General features: G+C 64.7%; 23 protein-coding genes. 10 read left to right on the top strand and 13 right to left on the bottom strand.

All coding sequences use genetic code 11. The features are described 5' to 3' along the window. Nucleotides 1-5: 5 nt before the first annotated feature. From JQ641_RS24630 to JQ641_RS24620, 3 genes are all read right to left on the bottom strand, one after another. The gene (locus tag JQ641_RS24630; protein ID WP_211998481.1) at nucleotides 6-227 is read right to left on the bottom strand and encodes a hypothetical protein; all 222 of its coding nucleotides are present in this window, start codon (nucleotides 225-227) and stop codon (nucleotides 6-8) included. Nucleotides 228-346: 119 nt separating this feature from the next. After that, a complete protein-coding gene (locus tag JQ641_RS24625; RefSeq protein WP_211998480.1) occupies nucleotides 347-1,564 on the bottom strand; it encodes an NAD(P)-binding domain-containing protein in 1,218 nt (405 codons plus the stop codon). Continuing rightward, nucleotides 1,554-2,459, bottom strand: a complete 906-nt coding sequence (locus JQ641_RS24620) for a LysR substrate-binding domain-containing protein (protein ID WP_211998479.1) — start codon at nucleotides 2,457-2,459, stop codon at nucleotides 1,554-1,556. The genes JQ641_RS24625 and JQ641_RS24620 overlap by 11 nt, the downstream gene beginning before the upstream one ends. A 90-nt stretch (nucleotides 2,460-2,549) precedes the next feature. Here JQ641_RS24620 and JQ641_RS24615 point away from each other — a divergent pair, with 90 nt between their 5' ends. The 6 genes from JQ641_RS24615 to JQ641_RS38900 all read left to right on the top strand — a co-directional run bounded on the left by JQ641_RS24615 (nucleotide 2,550) and on the right by JQ641_RS38900 (nucleotide 5,875). Beyond that, on the top strand, nucleotides 2,550-3,311 hold the full coding sequence (locus tag JQ641_RS24615; protein WP_211998478.1) for a sulfite exporter TauE/SafE family protein: 762 nt from the start codon (nucleotides 2,550-2,552) through the stop codon (nucleotides 3,309-3,311). Between the two features lie 29 nt (nucleotides 3,312-3,340). Continuing rightward, nucleotides 3,341-3,577 carry a hypothetical protein gene (locus JQ641_RS24610; protein WP_211998477.1) on the top strand — a complete coding sequence of 79 codons (237 nt, stop codon included), beginning with the start codon at nucleotides 3,341-3,343 and terminating at the stop codon, nucleotides 3,575-3,577. A gap of 141 nt (nucleotides 3,578-3,718) precedes the next feature. Further along, nucleotides 3,719-4,426 carry a glutathione binding-like protein gene (locus JQ641_RS24605; RefSeq protein ID WP_211998476.1) on the top strand — a complete coding sequence of 236 codons (708 nt, stop codon included), beginning with the start codon at nucleotides 3,719-3,721 and terminating at the stop codon, nucleotides 4,424-4,426. Nucleotides 4,427-4,610: 184 nt separating this feature from the next. After that, on the top strand, nucleotides 4,611-5,306 hold the full coding sequence (locus JQ641_RS24600; protein WP_211998475.1) for a glutathione S-transferase family protein: 696 nt from the start codon (nucleotides 4,611-4,613) through the stop codon (nucleotides 5,304-5,306). A gap of 132 nt (nucleotides 5,307-5,438) precedes the next feature. After that, nucleotides 5,439-5,792, top strand: coding sequence for a hypothetical protein (locus JQ641_RS24595; RefSeq protein WP_502754986.1), 354 nt, complete (start codon nucleotides 5,439-5,441; stop codon nucleotides 5,790-5,792). Then, nucleotides 5,750-5,875 (top strand): VOC family protein, encoded by a 126-nt coding sequence (locus tag JQ641_RS38900; protein WP_502754989.1) that lies wholly within the window; start codon nucleotides 5,750-5,752, stop codon nucleotides 5,873-5,875. Before JQ641_RS24595 ends, JQ641_RS38900 begins: the two co-directional genes overlap by 43 nt. A 14-nt stretch (nucleotides 5,876-5,889) precedes the next feature. Here JQ641_RS38900 and JQ641_RS24590 read toward each other — a convergent pair whose 3' ends face one another. Then, the gene (locus JQ641_RS24590) at nucleotides 5,890-6,681 is read right to left on the bottom strand and encodes a crotonase/enoyl-CoA hydratase family protein (RefSeq protein ID WP_211998474.1); all 792 of its coding nucleotides are present in this window, start codon (nucleotides 6,679-6,681) and stop codon (nucleotides 5,890-5,892) included. 85 nt (nucleotides 6,682-6,766) lie between these two features. On the opposite strand from JQ641_RS24590, the gene JQ641_RS24585 reads away from it, so the two are divergent. After that, nucleotides 6,767-7,366, top strand: a complete 600-nt coding sequence (locus tag JQ641_RS24585) for a TetR/AcrR family transcriptional regulator (RefSeq protein ID WP_211998473.1) — start codon at nucleotides 6,767-6,769, stop codon at nucleotides 7,364-7,366. Nucleotides 7,367-7,548: 182 nt separating this feature from the next. Here the strand turns inward: JQ641_RS24585 and JQ641_RS24580 are convergent, their stop codons facing one another. Next, entirely contained in the window at nucleotides 7,549-8,238 is a 690-nt protein-coding gene (locus JQ641_RS24580) for an HAD family hydrolase (RefSeq protein WP_211998472.1), read from the bottom strand. After that, the gene (locus JQ641_RS24575) at nucleotides 8,235-8,438 is read right to left on the bottom strand and encodes a cysteine-rich CWC family protein (RefSeq protein WP_211998471.1); all 204 of its coding nucleotides are present in this window, start codon (nucleotides 8,436-8,438) and stop codon (nucleotides 8,235-8,237) included. The genes JQ641_RS24580 and JQ641_RS24575 overlap by 4 nt, the downstream gene beginning before the upstream one ends. Nucleotides 8,439-8,539: 101 nt before the next feature. Here JQ641_RS24575 and JQ641_RS24570 point away from each other — a divergent pair, with 101 nt between their 5' ends. Both JQ641_RS24570 and JQ641_RS24565 read left to right on the top strand, forming a co-directional pair. After that, nucleotides 8,540-10,096 carry a DUF1800 domain-containing protein gene (locus JQ641_RS24570; protein ID WP_211998470.1) on the top strand — a complete coding sequence of 519 codons (1,557 nt, stop codon included), beginning with the start codon at nucleotides 8,540-8,542 and terminating at the stop codon, nucleotides 10,094-10,096. A 5-nt stretch (nucleotides 10,097-10,101) separates the two neighbouring features. Further along, nucleotides 10,102-11,340, top strand: a complete 1,239-nt coding sequence (locus JQ641_RS24565) for a DUF1501 domain-containing protein (protein WP_211998469.1) — start codon at nucleotides 10,102-10,104, stop codon at nucleotides 11,338-11,340. A 156-nt stretch (nucleotides 11,341-11,496) separates the two neighbouring features. On the opposite strand, the gene JQ641_RS24560 is transcribed toward JQ641_RS24565, so the two are convergent. From JQ641_RS24560 to JQ641_RS24550, 3 genes are all read right to left on the bottom strand, one after another. Next, the gene (locus tag JQ641_RS24560) at nucleotides 11,497-12,438 is read right to left on the bottom strand and encodes an aldo/keto reductase (protein ID WP_211998468.1); all 942 of its coding nucleotides are present in this window, start codon (nucleotides 12,436-12,438) and stop codon (nucleotides 11,497-11,499) included. Nucleotides 12,439-12,866: 428 nt separating this feature from the next. Next, nucleotides 12,867-13,328: a GNAT family N-acetyltransferase gene (locus JQ641_RS24555; protein ID WP_211998467.1), complete on the bottom strand. Its 462-nt coding sequence runs from the start codon at nucleotides 13,326-13,328 to the stop codon at nucleotides 12,867-12,869. A gap of 131 nt (nucleotides 13,329-13,459) precedes the next feature. After that, entirely contained in the window at nucleotides 13,460-14,272 is an 813-nt protein-coding gene (locus JQ641_RS24550; RefSeq protein ID WP_211998466.1) for a PAS-domain containing protein, read from the bottom strand. 244 nt (nucleotides 14,273-14,516) lie between these two features. Here JQ641_RS24550 and JQ641_RS24545 point away from each other — a divergent pair, with 244 nt between their 5' ends. Continuing rightward, on the top strand, nucleotides 14,517-14,870 hold the full coding sequence (locus tag JQ641_RS24545; protein ID WP_211998465.1) for a DMT family protein: 354 nt from the start codon (nucleotides 14,517-14,519) through the stop codon (nucleotides 14,868-14,870). A 3-nt stretch (nucleotides 14,871-14,873) separates the two neighbouring features. Here the strand turns inward: JQ641_RS24545 and JQ641_RS24540 are convergent, their stop codons facing one another. From JQ641_RS24540 to JQ641_RS24525, 4 genes are all read right to left on the bottom strand, one after another. Then, the gene (locus JQ641_RS24540) at nucleotides 14,874-15,371 is read right to left on the bottom strand and encodes a hypothetical protein (RefSeq protein ID WP_211998464.1); all 498 of its coding nucleotides are present in this window, start codon (nucleotides 15,369-15,371) and stop codon (nucleotides 14,874-14,876) included. Between the two features lie 80 nt (nucleotides 15,372-15,451). Then, the gene (locus JQ641_RS24535; protein WP_211998463.1) at nucleotides 15,452-16,612 is read right to left on the bottom strand and encodes a PQQ-dependent sugar dehydrogenase; all 1,161 of its coding nucleotides are present in this window, start codon (nucleotides 16,610-16,612) and stop codon (nucleotides 15,452-15,454) included. A 69-nt stretch (nucleotides 16,613-16,681) separates the two neighbouring features. Next, on the bottom strand, nucleotides 16,682-16,858 hold the full coding sequence (locus JQ641_RS24530) for a hypothetical protein (RefSeq protein WP_211998462.1): 177 nt from the start codon (nucleotides 16,856-16,858) through the stop codon (nucleotides 16,682-16,684). Between the two features lie 181 nt (nucleotides 16,859-17,039). Then, nucleotides 17,040-17,693, bottom strand: a complete 654-nt coding sequence (locus tag JQ641_RS24525; protein ID WP_211998461.1) for a glutathione S-transferase family protein — start codon at nucleotides 17,691-17,693, stop codon at nucleotides 17,040-17,042. Between the last annotated feature and the right edge of the window lie 181 nt (nucleotides 17,694-17,874).

The following is a 17,874-nucleotide window of genomic DNA, read 5'->3' as shown; positions in this document are numbered from 1 at the left end:
TTGCTTCAGGCGGACGCCGCCGTCGTGTAGCGCTGCCGGTTGTGGTCGATATGGGCTTTCGCATCCGCGATCGCCGCTTCCGGATCGGACCATGCAAAGCCGACTTCGAGCGTCGGAAACGACAAGCCATCGATGACGACCGGCGCGAGATCGGTTCGTTGTATCCTGGCGTGCCATTGCCCTCTCCCCGCTTCGAACGACTGAATTTCAAAGCCGCCGTAAATCATGGCTGAACTCCCGGCATTACAATCGCCCCCGCGATTATCCGGGCCTGATCAGACCATGGTTTTTCGGCAGCCGGTGTGAACCGCTTCACATCTCGGCGTATTTTCGGGGAGAGGGAACTTCAGCGGCGGGCGGCGATGTGATCGGCGAGTATGGCGGCATCGTCGCCGACGCCGGACAGGAAGGCGGAATATAGTTTCGACAGATACGGCAGGCCGAGGAAATAGAGCCCCGGCACCTCTGACACGCCACCCCGATGGACCGGTTCGCCGCTGCCATCCCGGACCGGAAGGTCGATCCAGCTGAAATCGACGCCGTAGCCGGTGGCCCAGATTACCGCATGGATCTCCTCCTTGCCGAGGTCGAGGCGCCGGATCGGCTCGGTGACGCAAGGCGGGTCGGCCAGCACAGTACGGGCGGCGGGGTCAGCGGGGAGATCGAGGCCGTGCTGTTCGACATGCGCGTCCATCATGTCGAGGAAGCCTGCGTAATAGGCATCGCCGGTCGCGAGGCTCTCGGCGAGGCCGGGGGCAATCTCGAGCACGCCGTCGCGCGCCGCCAAAACCCGTCCCAGCAGCGTGATGCCGTCGGCGGCGAACTTGCGGAAGTCGATGGTGTAGCCGCCATAGGCGCCCGTGATCGACGGGTTGACCCGGATCGGCCCGCGCTGCTCCGCCGTCATGTCGAACAGGTGAAGGGCGCCGAACCACCAGGTCAAATCCTGTCCGCGGTAACGGCGCGGCATGCGGGTGTGCTGGCCGATCGAAAGAAAAACGCGGCGGCCGGCGCGATGCAGTTCGTCGGCGATCTGCGCGCCCGACGCGCCGGCGCCAACCACCAGCACGGCGCCCGGTGGCAGCTGGCCGGGATTCCGATAGCTGTTGGCATGGACCTGAAACACCGGATGATCGCGCAGCAGATCCGGCACCAGCGGCTGCTGATAGGGCCCGGTCGCGACGACGACGTTTCTGGCCTCGATGGTGCCATCAGCGGTCTCGGCGATGAAGCCGTCGCCGCCACGTTTCAGGCGCGTCACCTCGACGCCGCAGCGGATTGGCGGCGCGACGAATTCGGCAAAGGCGTCGATGAATTTGACGATCTCGCCTGATGTGGCGAAGGCGTCGGGATCGCTGTGCGGAAAGGCAAAATCCGGCAGCTGTACGGACCAGTTCGGAAACTGGAATTTTAATCCGTCCCAACGCTCGCTGCGCCAGCGCTCCGCAATGCGCGCCCGTTCCAGCACGAGGTGCAAAATGCCGCGCTGCTTGAGCCGGTAGCTCATCACGAGCCCGGCCTGGCCGCCGCCGATCACGAGCGTGTCGATGCGTTCAATTGGCATGGCGTGGGCCCTTGCGGCGCGCGGCGGGCTCGGCCGCCGCGCGGATGATCCAGCGCCGGAACGCGACGAAGTCGCGCTGGCCGGTGCGGAATTCGCGATAGACCAGGTACCAGCGCATGCCCTTCGGCACGCTCTGCGCAAACGGCGCCACCAGCCGGCCGGCGGCGAGGTCGTCGTCGATATAGGGGCGGATGCCCATCGCAACGCCGAGGCCGTCGACCGCGGCCTGCAGCGCCTGGCCGTAGAATTGAAACTCCGGTCCGCGCGCGCTGACGCGGGCGACGCTGGCCGCCTTCAGCCATGACGGCCAATCGTCGGGCGAATGCGCGACGCGCAGCAGCGTGGGCCCCTTCAGATCGCCGGGCCGCTTGAGCGAGCTTGCAAGGCGGGGCGCGCAGACCGGCAACAGGTCGGCCGCGAACAGCGGCTCGGCGATCAGTCCCGGCCATTCGCCGTCGCCGAGCTGGATGCCGCAGCTCCAGTCCTCGCCGAACGGCGCGGCCGCGCCGCCGGTGGTGATGCGCACGTCGATGTTGGGTTCCTGCTTGTGAAAATCCGCCAGCCGCGGGATCAGCCAGCGCATCGCAAAGGTCGGCCCGACGCCGATGGTCAGCACGCGGACGGTGGAGGGCGCGGTGACCTGCGCGGTCAGGCTCGCCAGCGCGTCGAAGATCGGCGTCAGCCCGCTCTGATAGGTGCGACCGGCGGCCGTCGTCACCAGGCGGTTGGCCTTGCGCTCGAACAGCGCCACGCCGAGCCGGTCTTCCAGAAGATGCACCATCCGGCTGACCGCCGCTGCCGAGACGTTGAGCTCGCTACCCGCCGCCGCAAAGCTGCCGCTCCGCGCCGCGGCCTCGAATGCCTTGATGCCGTTGAGGAAGAGCAGCCGCCGCATTCGAACCCTCAGGAAAACTGATGCCAGGGCAAGATAACTCAGTTTGCACGTCGCGTCCAAGCGCGGCAGTAGTATGTCAGGAGATTTAGGATGACGCCGCTTTTGATCGCAGCACTTGGCTTGTTGATGGTCGCGACAGCTTTCCTGTCGGGCCTGTTCGGCATGGCCGGCGGCATGATCCTGATCGGCGTGCTGCTGGCCCTGATGCCGCTGCCGACAGCGATGGTGCTGCATGCGATCACGCAGATGGCGTCCAATGGCTGGCGCGCCTTCCTGTGGCGCAATCACATCCGTTGGCGGCCGGTGTGCGTCTATCTGATCGGCTGCGCACTGGCGCTCGGGCTCTGGTCGCTGACCCGCTACGTGCCGGACAAGCCGATCGCGCTGCTGCTGCTCGGGGTCACGCCGTTCATGGCGCGGCTGATGCCGGCGAATTTGAAGCCGGACCCGGACAGCATCTGGCAGGGCAGTTTCTACGGCTTCATCTGCATGGGCCTGATGCTGATGACCGGCGTGTCCGGCCCATTGATGGATACGTTCTTTCTCGGCGGCAAGTTCGATCGCCGCGAGATCGTCGCGACCAAGGCGACCTGCCAGGTCGCGAGCCATCTCGTCAAGCTGGTCTATTTCGGCGGCATCATCGATCAGGCGGCGACGCTCGATCCGGTGCTGGCGCTGGTTGCGATCGCGGCCTCGATGCTCGGCACCACGCTGGCGCGGCGTATCCTGGAAGCGATGAGCGACGCGCAGTTCCGCACCTGGGCCGGACGGTTGATCACGACGGTTGCCAGCTATTACATCCTCTATGGCAGCTGGCTGCTGGTCACGCGCTCCAGCGCGATGGCTTTTTGATAGAGGCATTCCGAACGAAGGAGGGCCCGATGACCGAGACGACCGACGCACTGGTGCTCGATCTCGTCGAATGGGTAGCGCGCGAGCCGCGGCTTTATGCCGACGTGATCGAGACCTGGCGCACCTCATGCCCGCGGCTGACGATCTGGGAAGACGCGGTCGACCGCGGCTATGTCGCGCGCCAGCCGGTCGAAGGCCTCGGCGTGCGCGTCGCGATCACCGAAGGCGGCAGGAATTTCCTGCGGGAACACGGCCGGGCGAACTGATCGTTTCGCGCGCGTGCGGGAAGTCATCACATTCGCGCGCACGGCACCAATTCCATTGACTCCACGGCGCGACCCGACCACATTCATGCATCCGCATCCTTTTTGCGATGCGTGCAATTTCATCACAGCGGGACCGTGCCAATGATCGACCTTCATTACTGGACCACGCCGAACGGCCACAAGATCACGATGTTCCTCGAAGAGACCGGGCTGAAGTACAAGATCTTCCCGGTGCAGATTGGCAAGGGCGAACAGTTCAAGCCGGAGTTTCTGGCGATCGCGCCGAACAACCGGATTCCGGCGATGGTCGATCATGAGCCGAAGGGCGGCGGCAAACCGATCTCGGTGTTCGAGTCCGGCGCGATGCTGCTGTATCTCGCCGAGAAGACCGGAAAGTTCCTGCCATCAGATCTCCATGGCCGCTATGACGCGATCCAGTGGACCTTCTGGCAGATGGGCGGGCTCGGGCCGATGGCCGGGCAGAACCACCATTTCCGCAACTATGCGGTGGAAAAAATCAAATACGCGATCGACCGCTATGTGAACGAGACCAACCGGCTCTACGGCGTGCTCAACAAGCGCCTCGCCGACCGCGAATTCATCGCCGGCGATTACTCGATCGCCGACATGGCGAGCTATCCCTGGATCGTGCCCTACAAGAACCAGGAACAGAACATCGACGACTTCCCGCATCTGAAGCGCTGGCTGGAAACCATCCGCGCACGGCCCGCGACCGAGCGCGCCTACGCGCTGGCGAAAGAGGTCAATCCGAATTTCGGCCAACCGGTCAACCGCACCGAGGAAGAGCGCCGGGTGCTGTTCGGCCAAACCGCGGCGGTGGTGCGGTAGGCTCCGCTGTCATCATCCGCGAAGGCGGATGATCCAGTATTCACCGGCGGTGGTGGTTCACACGACCGCCGCGGCGTACTGGATGCCCCGCCTGCGCGGGGCATGACAAGAAGAGGGAGCACGCGCTTGCGCTCCTCGCAATGACGGATAGTCTGATGGCTGAAATCGCACAGGTTCAGCCCGCATGCCTCTCAAACTCTTCGAACTCGTCGGCGCCGACGCCGCCCGCCCGTTCAGTCCGTACTGCTGGCGGACGCGGATGGCGCTGGCGCATAAGGGGCTTTCCGCGAAAACCATTCCGTGGTGTTTTACGGAAAAGGACGCGATCGCGCCGCACGGATCCGAAAGGGTGCCGGTGCTGCTCGACGGCGAAACGTCTGTTGTCGATTCCTGGGCGATTGCGAACTATCTCGAAGACAAATATCCGGACCGGCCGTCGCTGTTCGGCGGCGAGGGCGGCCGTGCCATGGCGCGCATGCTGAACTGGTGGGGCGATGTCACCGTGATAGGCGGCTTGTCTCCGATGATCGTCGCCGACATCCCGTCAAACCTGAAGCCGGTGGACGCCGCCTATTTCCGCAAGTCACGGGAAGTGCGCTTCGGCAAGCCGCTGGAAGAGGTGGTGGCGGGCCGCGACAAGGCAGTCGAAGGCTTTCGCAGGTCGATCGACCCGTTGCGGCTGACCTTGAAGACGCAATCCTATCTCGGCGGCGAGCGGCCGAACTACGCGGACTACATCGTGTTCGGCGGGTTCCAGTGGGCGCGCGTGGTCAGCCCGTTCAGGCTGCTTGGGGAAGACGATCCGGTCTATGCCTGGCGCGAGCGGCTGCTCGACGCGTTCGACGGCATGGCGCGCAAATCGCCGGGGTTTGCGGTGTAGGTTCCGGCGCGCGACAGCCCGCTTGACAGAAACCGGTCGTCTCCGTCATTCTTGCCGGGCTGCATGTAGGGCGCATCGGCTTTCGCCGAAGGGGCAATGCCCACCTACGTAACGTCAACCGTAGCTGCGCCCATGCCGAATCTCGAAAACCTGAGGACGCAGGCCAAGCTCGTTCTGCGCTGGCATCGCGACCGCTATTATCCGGTCGCGGCCCAGATCAGGTCGGGCCTGCCTCGCTATGGCCAAATGACCGATTCCGAAATCCTCGCGCAAAGCTTCAAGCTCGGCGATGCGCAGGAACTGGTCGCGCGGCAGCATGGCTTTGAGAACTGGCAGGCGCTCAAGACAGGACTCAACACCATGTCTCCTGGCCTGCGCGACCGCGAGCAATTGCTCTCAGCGTCACTCACGGTCGCGACGGCGGAAGCGATCAGCAACTCTTCCTGGAGTTCCAGGCTGCGGGTGTCACGTTCTTCCAGACACTGAAGCGAGAGCCATGGGGCGCCAGGGATTTCATTCTGAAAGATGCAGACGGCAATCTGCTGCTGTTTGCCGGGCCGGCGGAGTAGTCCGGCAACCGACATCAGCGGCCGCCATAGCTCGGCGGCCGCCGTTCGCTCCAGGCGGCCAGGCCTTCGCGGAGGTCGCTGGTCGGCACCATCGCGGCGAACTGCTCGCTCTCGACTTGCAGTCCTTCGCCGATGGCCATGTTCAATCCGCGGGTGACTGATGTGATGATGCTGCCGACCGCAAGCGGCGAGTGACGCATGATGCGGCTTGCCAGTTGGCGCGCCGCCGGCAGCAGTTCATCATGCGGTACGACTGAATTGACGAGCCCGACCTCCAGGGCCCGCGCGGGCGAAAAGGGATCGCCGGTCAATAGCAGCTCCAGCGCGCGCTTGCGCCCGGCCAGCCGGGGCAGGCGCTGGGTTCCGCCGAAGGTCGGCGGCATGCCGAGATTGATTTCCGGTTTTGCAAATTGCGCCCGGTCGCTGGCGATGGCCAGATGCACCGCCTCGGTGATCTCGCATCCGCCGCCGAATGCCAGGCCATTGACCGCGGCGATCACGGGTTTTCGGAATGTTTCAAGACGCGCCGTCATCGCCTGTCCGCGCCGGACGAAGTCGCGTATCGCCGCGTTCGGGCCCTGCCGAACGCTGCCCGAAAACTCCTTGATGTCGGCGCCTGCCGAGAACGCCCGCTCGCCGGCGCCGGTCAGGATCACGGCGCCAATGCCGGCATCGGTCTCGATCGTGTCGAGCGCTGCCATCAGGCGGTCGATCAGATCGTAGTTCAGCGCGTTGAGTTTTTCGGGCCGGTTGAGCGTGATCAGCGCAATCGCGTCTTTGGTTTCGAGCAGCACGGCGTCGGACATGATGGTCTCCGCAAATGTCGGTGTCGGCGGCACCTTAGGCGCGGCAGTACATTGTGTATATTCACTGGTCGGTATACATAGAGTCATGGCGAAATCGGAAACTCCCACCCGCGAGCGGATCGTTTCGGCGGCAAACGCGCTGTTCTACGCGGACGGTATTCGCGGCGTGAGCGTCGACGCCGTGGCGGCGAAGGCCGGCGTCACCAAGCGGACGCTGTACTATCATTTCAAGAGCAAGGATGACCTCGTGGCGGCCTATCTGGCCGGCCGCGACCAGCCAAATCTCGCGCTGTTCAAGCAATGGTTCGCGGAGGCTGACGGCGGATTGCCGGTAAAGATCGAGCGGATTTTTCGCAATCTCGCCCGCTCGGCCCGGCATCCCAAATGGAAGGGGTGCGGCTTCCTGCGCACCTCCGCGGAGCTGGCCAACATGCCCGGCCATCCCGCGATGAAGATCGGCGCCGCCCACAAAAAGAAGTTCGAGCACTGGCTGCGCGCGACGTTCGAGGCCGCGGGGATCGCCGAAGCAGCGCAGCTCGCCCGGCAGATATTGCTGTTGCTGGACGGATCGTTCGCCGTCGTCCTGCTGCACCGCGATCCCAGTTACATGGAGACCGCAGGTCAAGCCGCGCATGCGCTGACCAAGGCGGCGCTGCCGGGGCGGGGGAAGTCGCGGGCGCGATAGTTAGCTGGTCGTCTGGACCCGCGTCCGATTTCCGTGTCCCGGACGCGGTGCAGCGTTCTTCACGGTGCACCGCAGAGCTCAGATGCGCAATTGCGCATCGGGGGACCCACGCTTTGCGCCGATGGATGGACCCCGGATCAGCAGCGCACCGCTGCGCGCTGCGCAGCATCCGGGGAACGCAGCTATGCCGAACGGCGCGTAAGCTTGCCGCGCGTTCGCAGCACTTCAAGCACCGCGCCGAGATCGTCCACCACCGCCGCACATCGCGCGCGCGACTCGTCGGTCGGCGGCACCATATCCGGCACCATAATGGTGATGGTGCCGGCAGCATGCGCTGAAGTCACGCCATGATTGGAATCCTCGACGGCCACGCAGAACTCCGGGTTCAGGCCGAGCCTGGACGCCGCCAGCAGATACAGATCAGGGCTTGGCTTGCCGCGCGTGACGTCGTCGCGGGTCAGGACATGATCGAAACGGCTGCGGATTCCGGCCAGCGTCAAATGCGCATCCGCCGTGCGACGCGACGACGAGGTCACGATTGCCATCGGGCATACGCTGCCGTGCAACGCATCGAGCAATTCGAGGGCGCCGCGCTTCAGCGGAAGGCCGGCGCCAAGAATTTCGTCCCGCCGTGCGATGAAGGCCTCGTTGATCGCAGGCAGCGGAAAGTCGTCACCATAGCGCGCAATGAGCATGGCCTCGCAGTCCGGAGCGGGCAGGCCGACCATCGCATGGCAAAGCGTCTCGACATCGTCGGTATAACCGAACGCGCCGAGCGCCGAGACCAGGCTGTCGAAGTAAACCCGCTCGGTGTCGAGCAGCGTTCCATCCATATCGAGCAGAACGGCCCGGACGTCCCATTCGCTTGTCACGTTGCGGCCGCGCTCGAGGCGTGCGCCGCCGCCTTGCGCAGGCAAGCCGGGCACAGGCAATCGCTGCCGTCCAGCGGCATCGGCATCCGGAAAGTTTCCTCGCTGCACCAGCACGGCCCGGACAGGCTGCAGGAGAACTCGGTGCCGCAGCCGGCGCAGGCGAGGCGCCGCGAGGGAGGATTGTCAGACCGATTTGTCATGAACGAGGCGTTTTCTAACCGGGTTTTAATTCGGGGTTCATCTCGAAAGGCGTTATGCTTGCCGGCAAATCATATACCGGGGACAGCTCAAGGGAAATCCGATGGCCCGCGATTCGCAAGCCGCATTGGTGGCGCTCAATCGCTTCGGATTCGGCGCGCGCGGCGGCGCATCGGGCGATTTCGTCAACGCGGCCTCCGATCCCAGAGGTTTCGTCAAGGCGGAAATGAGCCGGCCCAACGGCGTGCTGCTTGAAGTGCCCGGTTTGCAGTCGACCGCGGCGCTCGGCAAAGCGGTGTTCGACTATCAGTTCGAGATCCAGCAGGGCCGCGACGCGGCTGCCAAATCAGCGCCGGCAGCCGCGACCGAGGGACCGCAACCGCCTGTCGATGCGAAAGGGCAACGGCGAAACCTGTCGCTGAACAGCATCGCCATGGACATGGCGCCGAGGGAGCCGCCGGCAAAGCCGCAGGAAAACGCCAATGCGTCTATGACGCCTCCCGAGACGATGCAGCCCGCCGCGCCAAAGCCGCCGCCGCAACCGCTCAACATCATCCAGAAGACGTTTCGCGCCGAAGCGCTGGCGCGGCTGCAGCGGGCCGTCATCGCCGATTGCGGGTTCACCGAGCGGCTGGTCGTGTTCTGGTCCAATCATTTTTGCATCTCCGCCAACAAGGGCGGGGTGGCGCGGATGTGGGCGGGCTCGTTCGAGCGCGAAGCGATCCGGCCCTTCGTGCTCGGGCGTTTCGGCGACATGCTGAAGGCGGTCGAGCAGCATCCGGCGATGCTGTTCTTTCTCGACAACCAGCAATCGCTGGGGCCGGATTCGCGCGCCGGCAAAAATCGCAACCGCGGCCTGAACGAAAATCTCGCGCGCGAAATCCTGGAGCTGCATACGCTCGGCGTCGGCGGCGGCTATTCGCAGGACGACGTGACGTCGCTGGCGCGCATCATCACGGGGTGGACCTATGCCGGACGGCAGGGCCAGCTCGGCGCCCCCGGCACCTTCGTCTTCAACGCCAATGCGCACCAGCCCGGCGCGCAGCGCGTGATGGGCAAGAGCTACGAGTCTGGTGGCGTGGCGCAGGGCGAGGCGGTGCTGGCTGATATCGCGCGGCATCCCTCGACCGCAAAATTCATCGCCACCAAATTCGTCCGCCATTTCGTCGCCGACGATCCGCCGCCGGCGCTGGTGGCGCGGCTGGCCGACGTGTTCGGCAAGACCGACGGCGATCTCAAGGCGCTGGCGACGGCGCTGGTTGATTCCGAAGAAGCCTGGAAGGCGCCGCTGACCAAAGTGCGCTCGCCGTATGAATTCCTGGTCGCGTCCGGCCGCTTGCTGGCGCAAATCCCCGGCGATCCCGGCCGCTATCTCAACGGCCTCAACGTGCTGGGTCAGCCATTATGGGCGCCCGCCGGCCCGAACGGTTTTCCCGACAGCAATGCGGCATGGGCAGCCCCTGAAGGCATGAAGTTGCGGCTCGATATATCGGCGCAGATCGCCTCGCGCCTCGCCGACACCATCGATCCGCGCGACCTGCTTGAACTCGTCGCCGCCGACGCTGCGTCGATGGAAACAAGGCGCACCGTCGAGCGCGCGGAATCGCGGCAGCAGGCGCTGGCGCTGCTATTGATGTCGCCGGAATTCCAGAGGAGATGACGCCGATGGAAACGACTGTACCGACAACGGATTGCTGCGAAAGCCCGACATCGCCCTCGCGCCGCGCGATGTTGCTCGGCGGCGCTTCGTTTGCGGCCTGGGCTTATTTGCCGAAATTCGCGCGCGCTGCCGATGGGCGCGATCCACGTCTGGTCGTCGTCATCCTGCGCGGCGCACTGGACGGCCTTGCGACCGTCGCCCCGATCGGCGACCCCGATTATGCCGGCCTGCATGGCTCGATCGCGCTGACGTCGAGCGGGCCCAACGCGGCGCCGATGCTGGATTCGTTCTTCGCGCTGCATCCGGCGATGCCTGAATTCGCGCGGATGTACCGCCAGAAGCAGGCCGCGGTGATTCATGCGGTCGCGACCTCCTATCGCGAGCGCTCGCATTTCGACGGGCAGGATGTGCTCGAAAGCGGCTTTGCCGGCCCGGGCCGGGTGCAGTCGGGCTGGCTCAACCGTGCGCTGGAATCGTTGCCGAAGGGCGAGCGCGTGACGAGCGCGCTCGGCGTCGGCCCGACCACGCCGCTGGTGCTGCGCGGCGCGGCGCCGACCGTCGGCTGGACCCCGGTGGCGCTGCCGCAGGCCGCGGAGGACACCGCGATGCGCCTGATCGAACTCTATCGCCACCGCGACCCCGCATTGGCGGCGGCGCTGACGCAGGGGCTCGCGCTCGACAAGGCCGCGCAAGGCGACGACATGAAACCGAAGCCGGGCAGCAATGGCATTGCCGCGATGCGGCTGGTGGCGCGCGGCGCCGCCAAGCTGATGGCGGCCGATGACGGCCCGCGGATCGGCGCGCTCGCCTTCGACGGCTGGGACACCCACGCCAATGAAGGCGGACCGGTCGGGCGTCTGGCGCAGCTGCTGTCGGGTCTCGACGGCGCGCTGGCGGAATTCGAAACCGGGCTGGGGCCGCGCTGGCGCGACACGGTCGTGGTCGTCGTCACAGAGTTTGGCCGCACCGCGCGCATCAACGGCACCGCCGGCACCGACCATGGCACCGGCACCGTGGCGCTGCTCGCCGGCGGCGCGGTGAAGGGCGGCCGGGTGATTGCGGACTGGCCCGGCCTGAAGGTAGCCAATCTCTATCAGGCCCGCGACCTCGCCCCGACCACGGACCTCCGCGCCATCATGAAGGGCGTGCTGCAGGACCAGTTCGGTCTCGCCGAGCGCGTGCTGGCGGAAACGGTGTTTCCGGACAGCACGTCAGTGAAGCCGATGAAGGGGCTGGTGGTTTAACCTCGCCCCGCTCAACCAAGAGCGTCATGCCCGGGCTTGTCCCGGGCATCCACGTCTTTGGAGCTCCAAGGAAGCAAAGACGTGGATGGCCGGGACAAGCCCGGCCATGACGAAATAGTTGTGCGCGGACGGGGAGAGGGAGTGAGAGAGCCGGGCTCACCCCTTCGTAATCGCATCGATCTCCGCGAGTTCCTGCGCGCTCAACTGCCAGTTGATCGCTTTCACGTTCTGCTCGACCTGTTCGACGCGGGTGGCGCCGGCGATGACGCTGGAGACTTGCGGGTGCGAGGCGAGCCAGGAGAAGGCGAGCTCGAGCATGGTGTGGCCGCTCTTGTCGGCGAAGGCCTGCAGCTTTTCGACGATGTCTTCGTTGCGCGGCGTGACGTAACGCTCCCTAAGCGCGGGGGCCTTTGCAAAACGCGTGTCGTCGGGCGCCGCCGTGCCGCGCTTGTATTTGCCGGTGAGCAGGCCGCTTGCCAGCGGGAAGAACGGCAGCAGGCCGAGCTTGTATTCCTTGGCTGCGGGCAGCAGATCCTTTTCGATTCCGCGCACCACGAGGCTGTATTCGTCCTGGCAGGAGACGAAGCGGTTGACGTTCATCTGCCGCGCGACCAGTTCGGCTTCTGCGATGCGCCAGGCCGGAAAATTCGAATTGCCGATGTAGCGGACCTTGCCCTGGCGGACGAGATCGTCGAGCGCGCGCATGGTCTCCTCGATCGGCGTCAAGGGATCGTAATCGTGCTGCTGGTAGAGGTCGATGTAGTCGGTCTTCAGTCGCGTCAGGCTGGCCTCGACCGCGGACATGATGTAGCGGCGCGAGGCGCCCTGCTTGGTGCCGTCCGTGCTCATCGGCTTGGAATATTTGGTCGCCAGCACGATGTCCTTGCGGCGGTCGCCGAGCACGGTGCCGAGCACGGTCTCGGAGCCGCCCATCCCGGCATAGATGTCGGCGGTGTCGAACAGGGTGATGCCGAGGTCGATCGCCTTGTGGATCACCTTGCGCGAGGTTTCGAGGTCGGTGCGCTGGCCGAAATTGTTGCAGCCGAGGCCGACGGCGGAAACGCGCAGGCCGGAGCCGCCGAGATTGCGAATTTGCATGGGAGATCCTGTGGGGTGGGGCGAGAAGGCCGCATTGTGGCCCGCGCACCCCTGAGCCCGCAAGATGCGGTCTGACCGCGCACGGCATGCCTGAGCAGCAGTTCCGGCGTAGCTCGGCGTAAAGGGTCTGAAAGTGCTGCGAAAAAAGATGCGGCCCCGGTCAGACGCGGCGACTGACGGGGGCCGCTGGGGGCGCGTGATCCGAGACGGGGGGCCTGATCAAACGCAGGCGCAACCTAGCCGGGCTTTGTTACGCCCCGGTGACATCCAGATTTATCCACAGGCCGTGAAATGCATCCGTGTCCCGGACGCGGTGCAGCGTCCTTCACGCTGCTCCGCAGAGCCGGGACCTATCGCGCCACATCGATAGATGGACCCCGGATCAGCAGCGCATCACTTCGTGCTGCGCTGCATCCGGGGAACGCACATCAGAACACCTTGCGATAAACGATAATCCCGGTCTTCTCCGCCACCTTGTCGTAAAGCTGCATCGCGGTGTGATTTGTGTTGTAGGTGAACCAGTACACGCGCGGCGACCCGGCGAGCCTGGCCTGTTCGTAGACGCCGTTGATCAGCGCGCGGCCGACACCTTTGCCGCGCGCGGCTTGGCTGGTGAACAGATCCTGCATGTAGAACGTCGGCTCGATCGCGGTGGTTGAGCGGTGAAGCAGGTAATGCGCCAGCCCGAGCAGTTCGCCGTCGCGTTCGGCGACCAAAGCGTGCACCGGCTCGTAGGCATCGAAGAAGCGGGCCCAGGTCATCGCGGTGATGGCGGGATCGAGCGCGGTCGGTCCGGTCCGCTCGTAGAACGCGTTGTAGCCGTCCCACAAAGGCAGCCATTTTGCGTAGTCCTGTCTTGTGACAAAACGAATCGTTACATCGCCGGGCATGTTTGATTCCGTATTCGGCAAGGGAGCTTCGGGAAGGGAGCGGCGTCGTCGACGCGCTGGCTGATGGCGACAGCCTACAGGCGCCGCCGCGACGGATCAATCGGGAGAGAGGCTTTGCCGCGTCGCTGCCGCTATTCGGCGGCGCGCAGGTGCCGCGCCAGGCTGCGTTCGCTGCCGCCGCGCAGCGAACGGTAGTAGTCGGCATTGCCGATGTCGTCGGTATGGCGGACGAGGTCGGTGACCGGCGTATAGCTCAGCATGCGCCCGCCATCGGGCAGCGCCGTGCAGGAAAAGCGCAGCACCTGCCCGTCAGCCATCTTGATGTTGATCGGGGTGGAATCGCCGGCCCGCATCATCTCGGTGCGCTGCGCGATGAAGAGGCTCAATTCGTCTTCCGGCAGCTCGTAGGCGCCGGTGTCGCGGCCGTGATACATCAGCGCGATGAACGGCGGCTTGGCGTCGGCCTGCTGGTCGGACAGCGAAAAATAGTCGCGAAAGGCGCGGTTGATGAATTCGGCGCGGGTGTCGGAATCGAGCAGCACGATGCCGATATCGACCTGGTCGAGGGCTGCCGACAGCCGCATCGCGGTGGCATGGTGCTTCTGCTCCCAGGCGAAGGCGTCGATCCATTTTTGCCGCAACATCCCGGTGATCACGGCGGTTCCGACCGCGGTCGCCGCCAGCAGCAGCATGCGCATCAGGTCGGAGGCGTCATAGCCCGGCACGGCGCGATGGTTGAGGAAGAACAGCGCCGAGGACACCACGGCAATCGCGGCGCTGGTCAGGCCGGAGGCGAGCCCGCTGACGGAACTGGCCAATGCCACGATGCAGACGAACAGCGGCGCGGGGTTCGGGACCGCAATGACATAGCGGTCGACAAGGAAAGCGGCGAGCGCCGTCGCTGTCGTCAGAGCCGGACCGGAGATGGCGCGCCAGTCGAACATGCCGGTTCTCGCTGCCTCCCAAGGCGTTGATCGAGCGGCCGTTTGAGGCCGTTCCCGTTGCGTCGAGAATAAGGCACGCAGTGTGACGGATGTTTCGTTTTGTGGCGGGTTTTCTTTTTCTGTCATTAAGACGGGGTTGACTGCCTGCGCAAAGCTTTCGCGTTTTTGAATTCAAATGCTATGCGAAACGGCTGGAACCGGAATCCGTGCCCGCTTGTTAGCGCACGAAATTGATGAGGACATGATGCCGACCGTCTCCCCGCAGATCCTGCCGATACTGATGCTGTTCGCCTCCAACGTCTTCATGACCTTTGCCTGGTACGGCCATCTCAAATTCAAGCAAAGCCCGCTGGTGCTGATCATTCTGGCGAGTTGGGGGATCGCGTTCTTCGAATACTGGCTGGCGGTGCCGGCCAACCGCTGGGGCAGCGCGGTCTATTCGGCAGCCCAGCTCAAGACCATGCAGGAAGTGATCACGCTGGTGGTGTTCGCAGGCTTCTCGACGCTGTATCTGAAGGAGCCGCTGGCCTGGAATCACGCATTGGGTTTTCTCCTGATTGCCGGCGGGGCGTTTTTGATTTTCCACAAATGGGGGTAACTTTCAAAGCCCGGTGATCGAGCGGTAATGATCGAGCAGGCTTTTGCCGGAATCATAGATGATGTTGGCGATGCGCCAATCGTCGTCCGGGCCGATGACGTGAACCAGGATCCGGTGCGGCTGGCCGCGATGCTCGATCTCGACGCGGATGGTGGCCGGTCCCATCTCGTCGCCGGAATGGTGCTCGACCTTGCCGACCTTGATCTCGGCGCCCGGCAGCACGCCCCAGCCGAAGAAGGCGTTGAGCAGCGGGCCGATCGGTTGGTTCTTCGGATATTGCCGCGGCGCCTGCATCAACCGGCGCATGCCGGGCGAAAACAGCGCGTGGAACTCGTCGTTGCCAGGCGGGGTTTTGGCGGCGTGCAGGCGCGCCTGCTTGTAATAAGTGGTTTCGACGAATTCCCTGAGACTGAGGCCGCCGCATTCGGCGCGGCCGGGCCGCGTGGCGGCGAGCAGTGTCAGGGCTCCCGACAGGGCGAAAACAAACTGGCGCCGGTTCATGCGTTGCGTGTCCGAAAACTGTTGGACCTTGCCTTTGGTCGCAGCTTCCCGTTCACGCGTTCATCTGCGTTTGGGCGTCATCACTTTACAGAGGGCGTCACCCGCAGGATGCGTCCGTTGGAGCTGTCGGTCAGCAGCCACAGCGCGCCGTCCGGGCCTTGCCTGACGTCGCGAATCCGCTCGTGCAGATTTTGCAGCAGGCGCTCTTCGCCCGCGACGCCGTTGCCGTTCAGCGACAGCCGCACCAGCATGCTGCCGGACAGCGCGCCGACGAACAGGTTGCCGGACCATTTTGGAAACAGCTTGCCGGTATAGAACTGCATGCCGGAGGGGGAGATTGACGGCACCCAGTATTTGACCGGCTGCTCCATGCCGTCCTTGGCGGTGCTTTCGTGGATCTTGCCGCCGCTGTATTCGAGGCCGAAGCCGATCACCGGCCAGCCGTAATTCTTTGCCGGCCTGATGATGTTGAGCTCATCGCCGCCGCGTGGGCCGTGCTCGACTTCCCAGACGTCGCCCGACGCCGGGTTGATCGCGAGGCCCTGGCCGTTGCGGTGGCCGTAACTCCAGATTTCCGGCTTGGCGCCGGCGCGGCCGATGAACGGGTTGCCGGCGGCGGCCGATCCATCCGGTGCGATCCGGATCACCTTGCCGAGATGATTGCCGAGGTCCTGGGCCTGGTCGCGATGCGAACCATGGTCACCCAGCGTCACGAACAAATTGCCGTCGTCGGCCTGCGCGATGCGGCAGCCATAATGATTGCCCGATGACAGCGGGCCTTCCTGGCGGAAGATGATTTTGGTTTCGTCGAGGCGGCCGGCGGCGTCGTTGAGCTTGGCGCGCGCGATCGCGGTGCGGCCGCCGCCGCTGGTCCGCTCCGCAAAACAGAAATAGATCGTCTTGTTCTGCGCATAGGATTTGTCGATCGCGACGTCGAGCATTCCGCCCTGGCCGGACGCCCACACGTCGGGCACGCCCTTGAGCGGCGGCGACAGCTGTCCTTCCGCGGATACGATCCGGATTCGGCCGGGCCGTTCGGTCACCAGCATCTTGCCGTCGGGCAGGAACGCCAGCGACCACGGATTGACCAGACCCCTTGCAAAGGTTCGCACTTCGAGCGCGCCGGCGGACGACGGAAACTCCGTCTCTTCGCCGCGCGTGCCGGTGGCGATCACCAGGGTCGCGGTCAGCAGGATCGCTGCCGTCAGCGCCACGGTCACAAGTCCGACAGGTGTCTTCATCTTCGTCCGCCCGCGATGCCAATCATCGTGCGTTGCGCTCGGAAAAGGTCCAATCAGGAAATGCCGCAGTCACGCCGGAATCGGCATGGCCATGGTCACCTTGATCGAGAGCACTGTCAGCGCGACGACGAGGCACAGCGACAGCGTACCGATCGCCAGAGAGGCGGCAATGGCGTTGGTCAGTCGGGCGGAAGCGACTGGCGCAGGGCGGCTTTCGAAGCCGACCGTGCCGGGCGACCGTGTCATGGGTCTAATTCCTTCAAGACGCGGGCGAATCACCCGCGACATCGGGAAGTTCACAATTGTGGCCGGCAATATTGGGGCGCGAGAGTGCCAAAAATGGCGAAATCACGGCAAAGGTTAACGTTATTCCCGCTGTCCTTAACCTTCGGACGCCTCTTCAAGCGAACGTGAATCAGCCCGCGGCTCAGGCTCCGGCGGCGACGCTGGCGGGATCCTCAACCTCGGCATCCGGCCGCCAGTCCATGGTCACGAAACCGGGGGTCTGTTCGACCCGCCGCAGCCAGGCGCGGATCGCGGGGAAGGTCGCGAGGTCATAGTCACAGCGGTCGGCGACATGGGTGTAGCCGTACAGCGCGATGTCGGCGACCGTGAGCTGGTCTGCGGCGAAATAGGCCCGGGTCTTGAGATGGTTTTCCATCACCTGAAGCGCGGCGTAGCCGCGCTCCATCCAGTCCTCCAAGGCGTGGGTCTGCAGGTCGCGGCCGCCCTTGACCAGCGACAGCCAGAAATAGGCCGCGCCGAGATTGGGCTCCAGCGCGTGCTGTTCGAAGAACATCCACTGCAGCGCCTCGGCGCGCTCGACCCGCGATTCCGGCGCCAGCGAGGTGCCGCCGGCGACGTACCAGAGGATGGCGTTGGATTCGGCGAGGTAGCGTCCATCGGCGACTTCCAGCAGCGGCACCTGTCCGCTCGGGTTCATCGCCAGAAAATCCGGCGTCCGGCTTTCACCGCGCAGGATGTCGACTTCGATCGCGCAATACGGCGCTTTGAGCAGCGACAGCGCAAGGCGGACCTTGTAGCTGTTGCCGGAGCGCTGCATCGAATAGAGCTTGTACATCGTATGAATTTCAATCGATCAGTTGCACGTCTATCGCGCGCGGATCGCCGCAACGCGGTTAAACAATGATGCCGTTAGGGTTGCGTCGCAAGACCCGCATTATGGAAAAAGTCGAAAACCTCTACCGCACTGCACGCGCGCAGAACGCCATGCCTCGACGGAGCGATCACGTGGTCGGGAT

Origin of the sequence: Bradyrhizobium sp. JYMT SZCCT0180 (assembly GCF_018130165.1) — a bacterium.
In the GTDB taxonomy this organism is placed as follows: domain Bacteria; phylum Pseudomonadota; class Alphaproteobacteria; order Rhizobiales; family Xanthobacteraceae; genus Bradyrhizobium.
This window is presented reverse-complemented; position numbering and strand designations above follow the sequence as displayed.

Excerpts from the sequence above, each read along its gene's own strand:
- JQ641_RS24630 (WP_211998481.1), bottom strand. The coding sequence starts at position 227 with ATGATTTACGGCGGCTTTGAAATTCAGTCGTTCGAAGCGGGGAGAGGG.
- JQ641_RS24625 (WP_211998480.1), bottom strand. The coding sequence starts at position 1,564 with ATGCCAATTGAACGCATCGACACGCTCGTGATCGGCGGCGGCCAGGCC.
- JQ641_RS24620 (WP_211998479.1), bottom strand. The coding sequence starts at position 2,459 with ATGCGGCGGCTGCTCTTCCTCAACGGCATCAAGGCATTCGAGGCCGCG.
- JQ641_RS24615 (WP_211998478.1), top strand. The coding sequence starts at position 2,550 with ATGACGCCGCTTTTGATCGCAGCACTTGGCTTGTTGATGGTCGCGACA.
- JQ641_RS24610 (WP_211998477.1), top strand. The coding sequence starts at position 3,341 with ATGACCGAGACGACCGACGCACTGGTGCTCGATCTCGTCGAATGGGTA.
- JQ641_RS24605 (WP_211998476.1), top strand. The coding sequence starts at position 3,719 with ATGATCGACCTTCATTACTGGACCACGCCGAACGGCCACAAGATCACG.
- JQ641_RS24600 (WP_211998475.1), top strand. The coding sequence starts at position 4,611 with ATGCCTCTCAAACTCTTCGAACTCGTCGGCGCCGACGCCGCCCGCCCG.
- JQ641_RS24595 (WP_502754986.1), top strand. The coding sequence starts at position 5,439 with ATGCCGAATCTCGAAAACCTGAGGACGCAGGCCAAGCTCGTTCTGCGC.
- JQ641_RS24590 (WP_211998474.1), bottom strand. The coding sequence starts at position 6,681 with ATGTCCGACGCCGTGCTGCTCGAAACCAAAGACGCGATTGCGCTGATC.
- JQ641_RS24585 (WP_211998473.1), top strand. The coding sequence starts at position 6,767 with ATGGCGAAATCGGAAACTCCCACCCGCGAGCGGATCGTTTCGGCGGCA.
- JQ641_RS24575 (WP_211998471.1), bottom strand. The coding sequence starts at position 8,438 with ATGACAAATCGGTCTGACAATCCTCCCTCGCGGCGCCTCGCCTGCGCC.
- JQ641_RS24570 (WP_211998470.1), top strand. The coding sequence starts at position 8,540 with ATGGCCCGCGATTCGCAAGCCGCATTGGTGGCGCTCAATCGCTTCGGA.
- JQ641_RS24565 (WP_211998469.1), top strand. The coding sequence starts at position 10,102 with ATGGAAACGACTGTACCGACAACGGATTGCTGCGAAAGCCCGACATCG.
- JQ641_RS24560 (WP_211998468.1), bottom strand. The coding sequence starts at position 12,438 with ATGCAAATTCGCAATCTCGGCGGCTCCGGCCTGCGCGTTTCCGCCGTC.
- JQ641_RS24555 (WP_211998467.1), bottom strand. The coding sequence starts at position 13,328 with ATGCCCGGCGATGTAACGATTCGTTTTGTCACAAGACAGGACTACGCA.
- JQ641_RS24550 (WP_211998466.1), bottom strand. The coding sequence starts at position 14,272 with ATGTTCGACTGGCGCGCCATCTCCGGTCCGGCTCTGACGACAGCGACG.
- JQ641_RS24545 (WP_211998465.1), top strand. The coding sequence starts at position 14,517 with ATGCCGACCGTCTCCCCGCAGATCCTGCCGATACTGATGCTGTTCGCC.
- JQ641_RS24540 (WP_211998464.1), bottom strand. The coding sequence starts at position 15,371 with ATGAACCGGCGCCAGTTTGTTTTCGCCCTGTCGGGAGCCCTGACACTG.
- JQ641_RS24535 (WP_211998463.1), bottom strand. The coding sequence starts at position 16,612 with ATGAAGACACCTGTCGGACTTGTGACCGTGGCGCTGACGGCAGCGATC.
- JQ641_RS24530 (WP_211998462.1), bottom strand. The coding sequence starts at position 16,858 with ATGACACGGTCGCCCGGCACGGTCGGCTTCGAAAGCCGCCCTGCGCCA.
- JQ641_RS24525 (WP_211998461.1), bottom strand. The coding sequence starts at position 17,693 with ATGTACAAGCTCTATTCGATGCAGCGCTCCGGCAACAGCTACAAGGTC.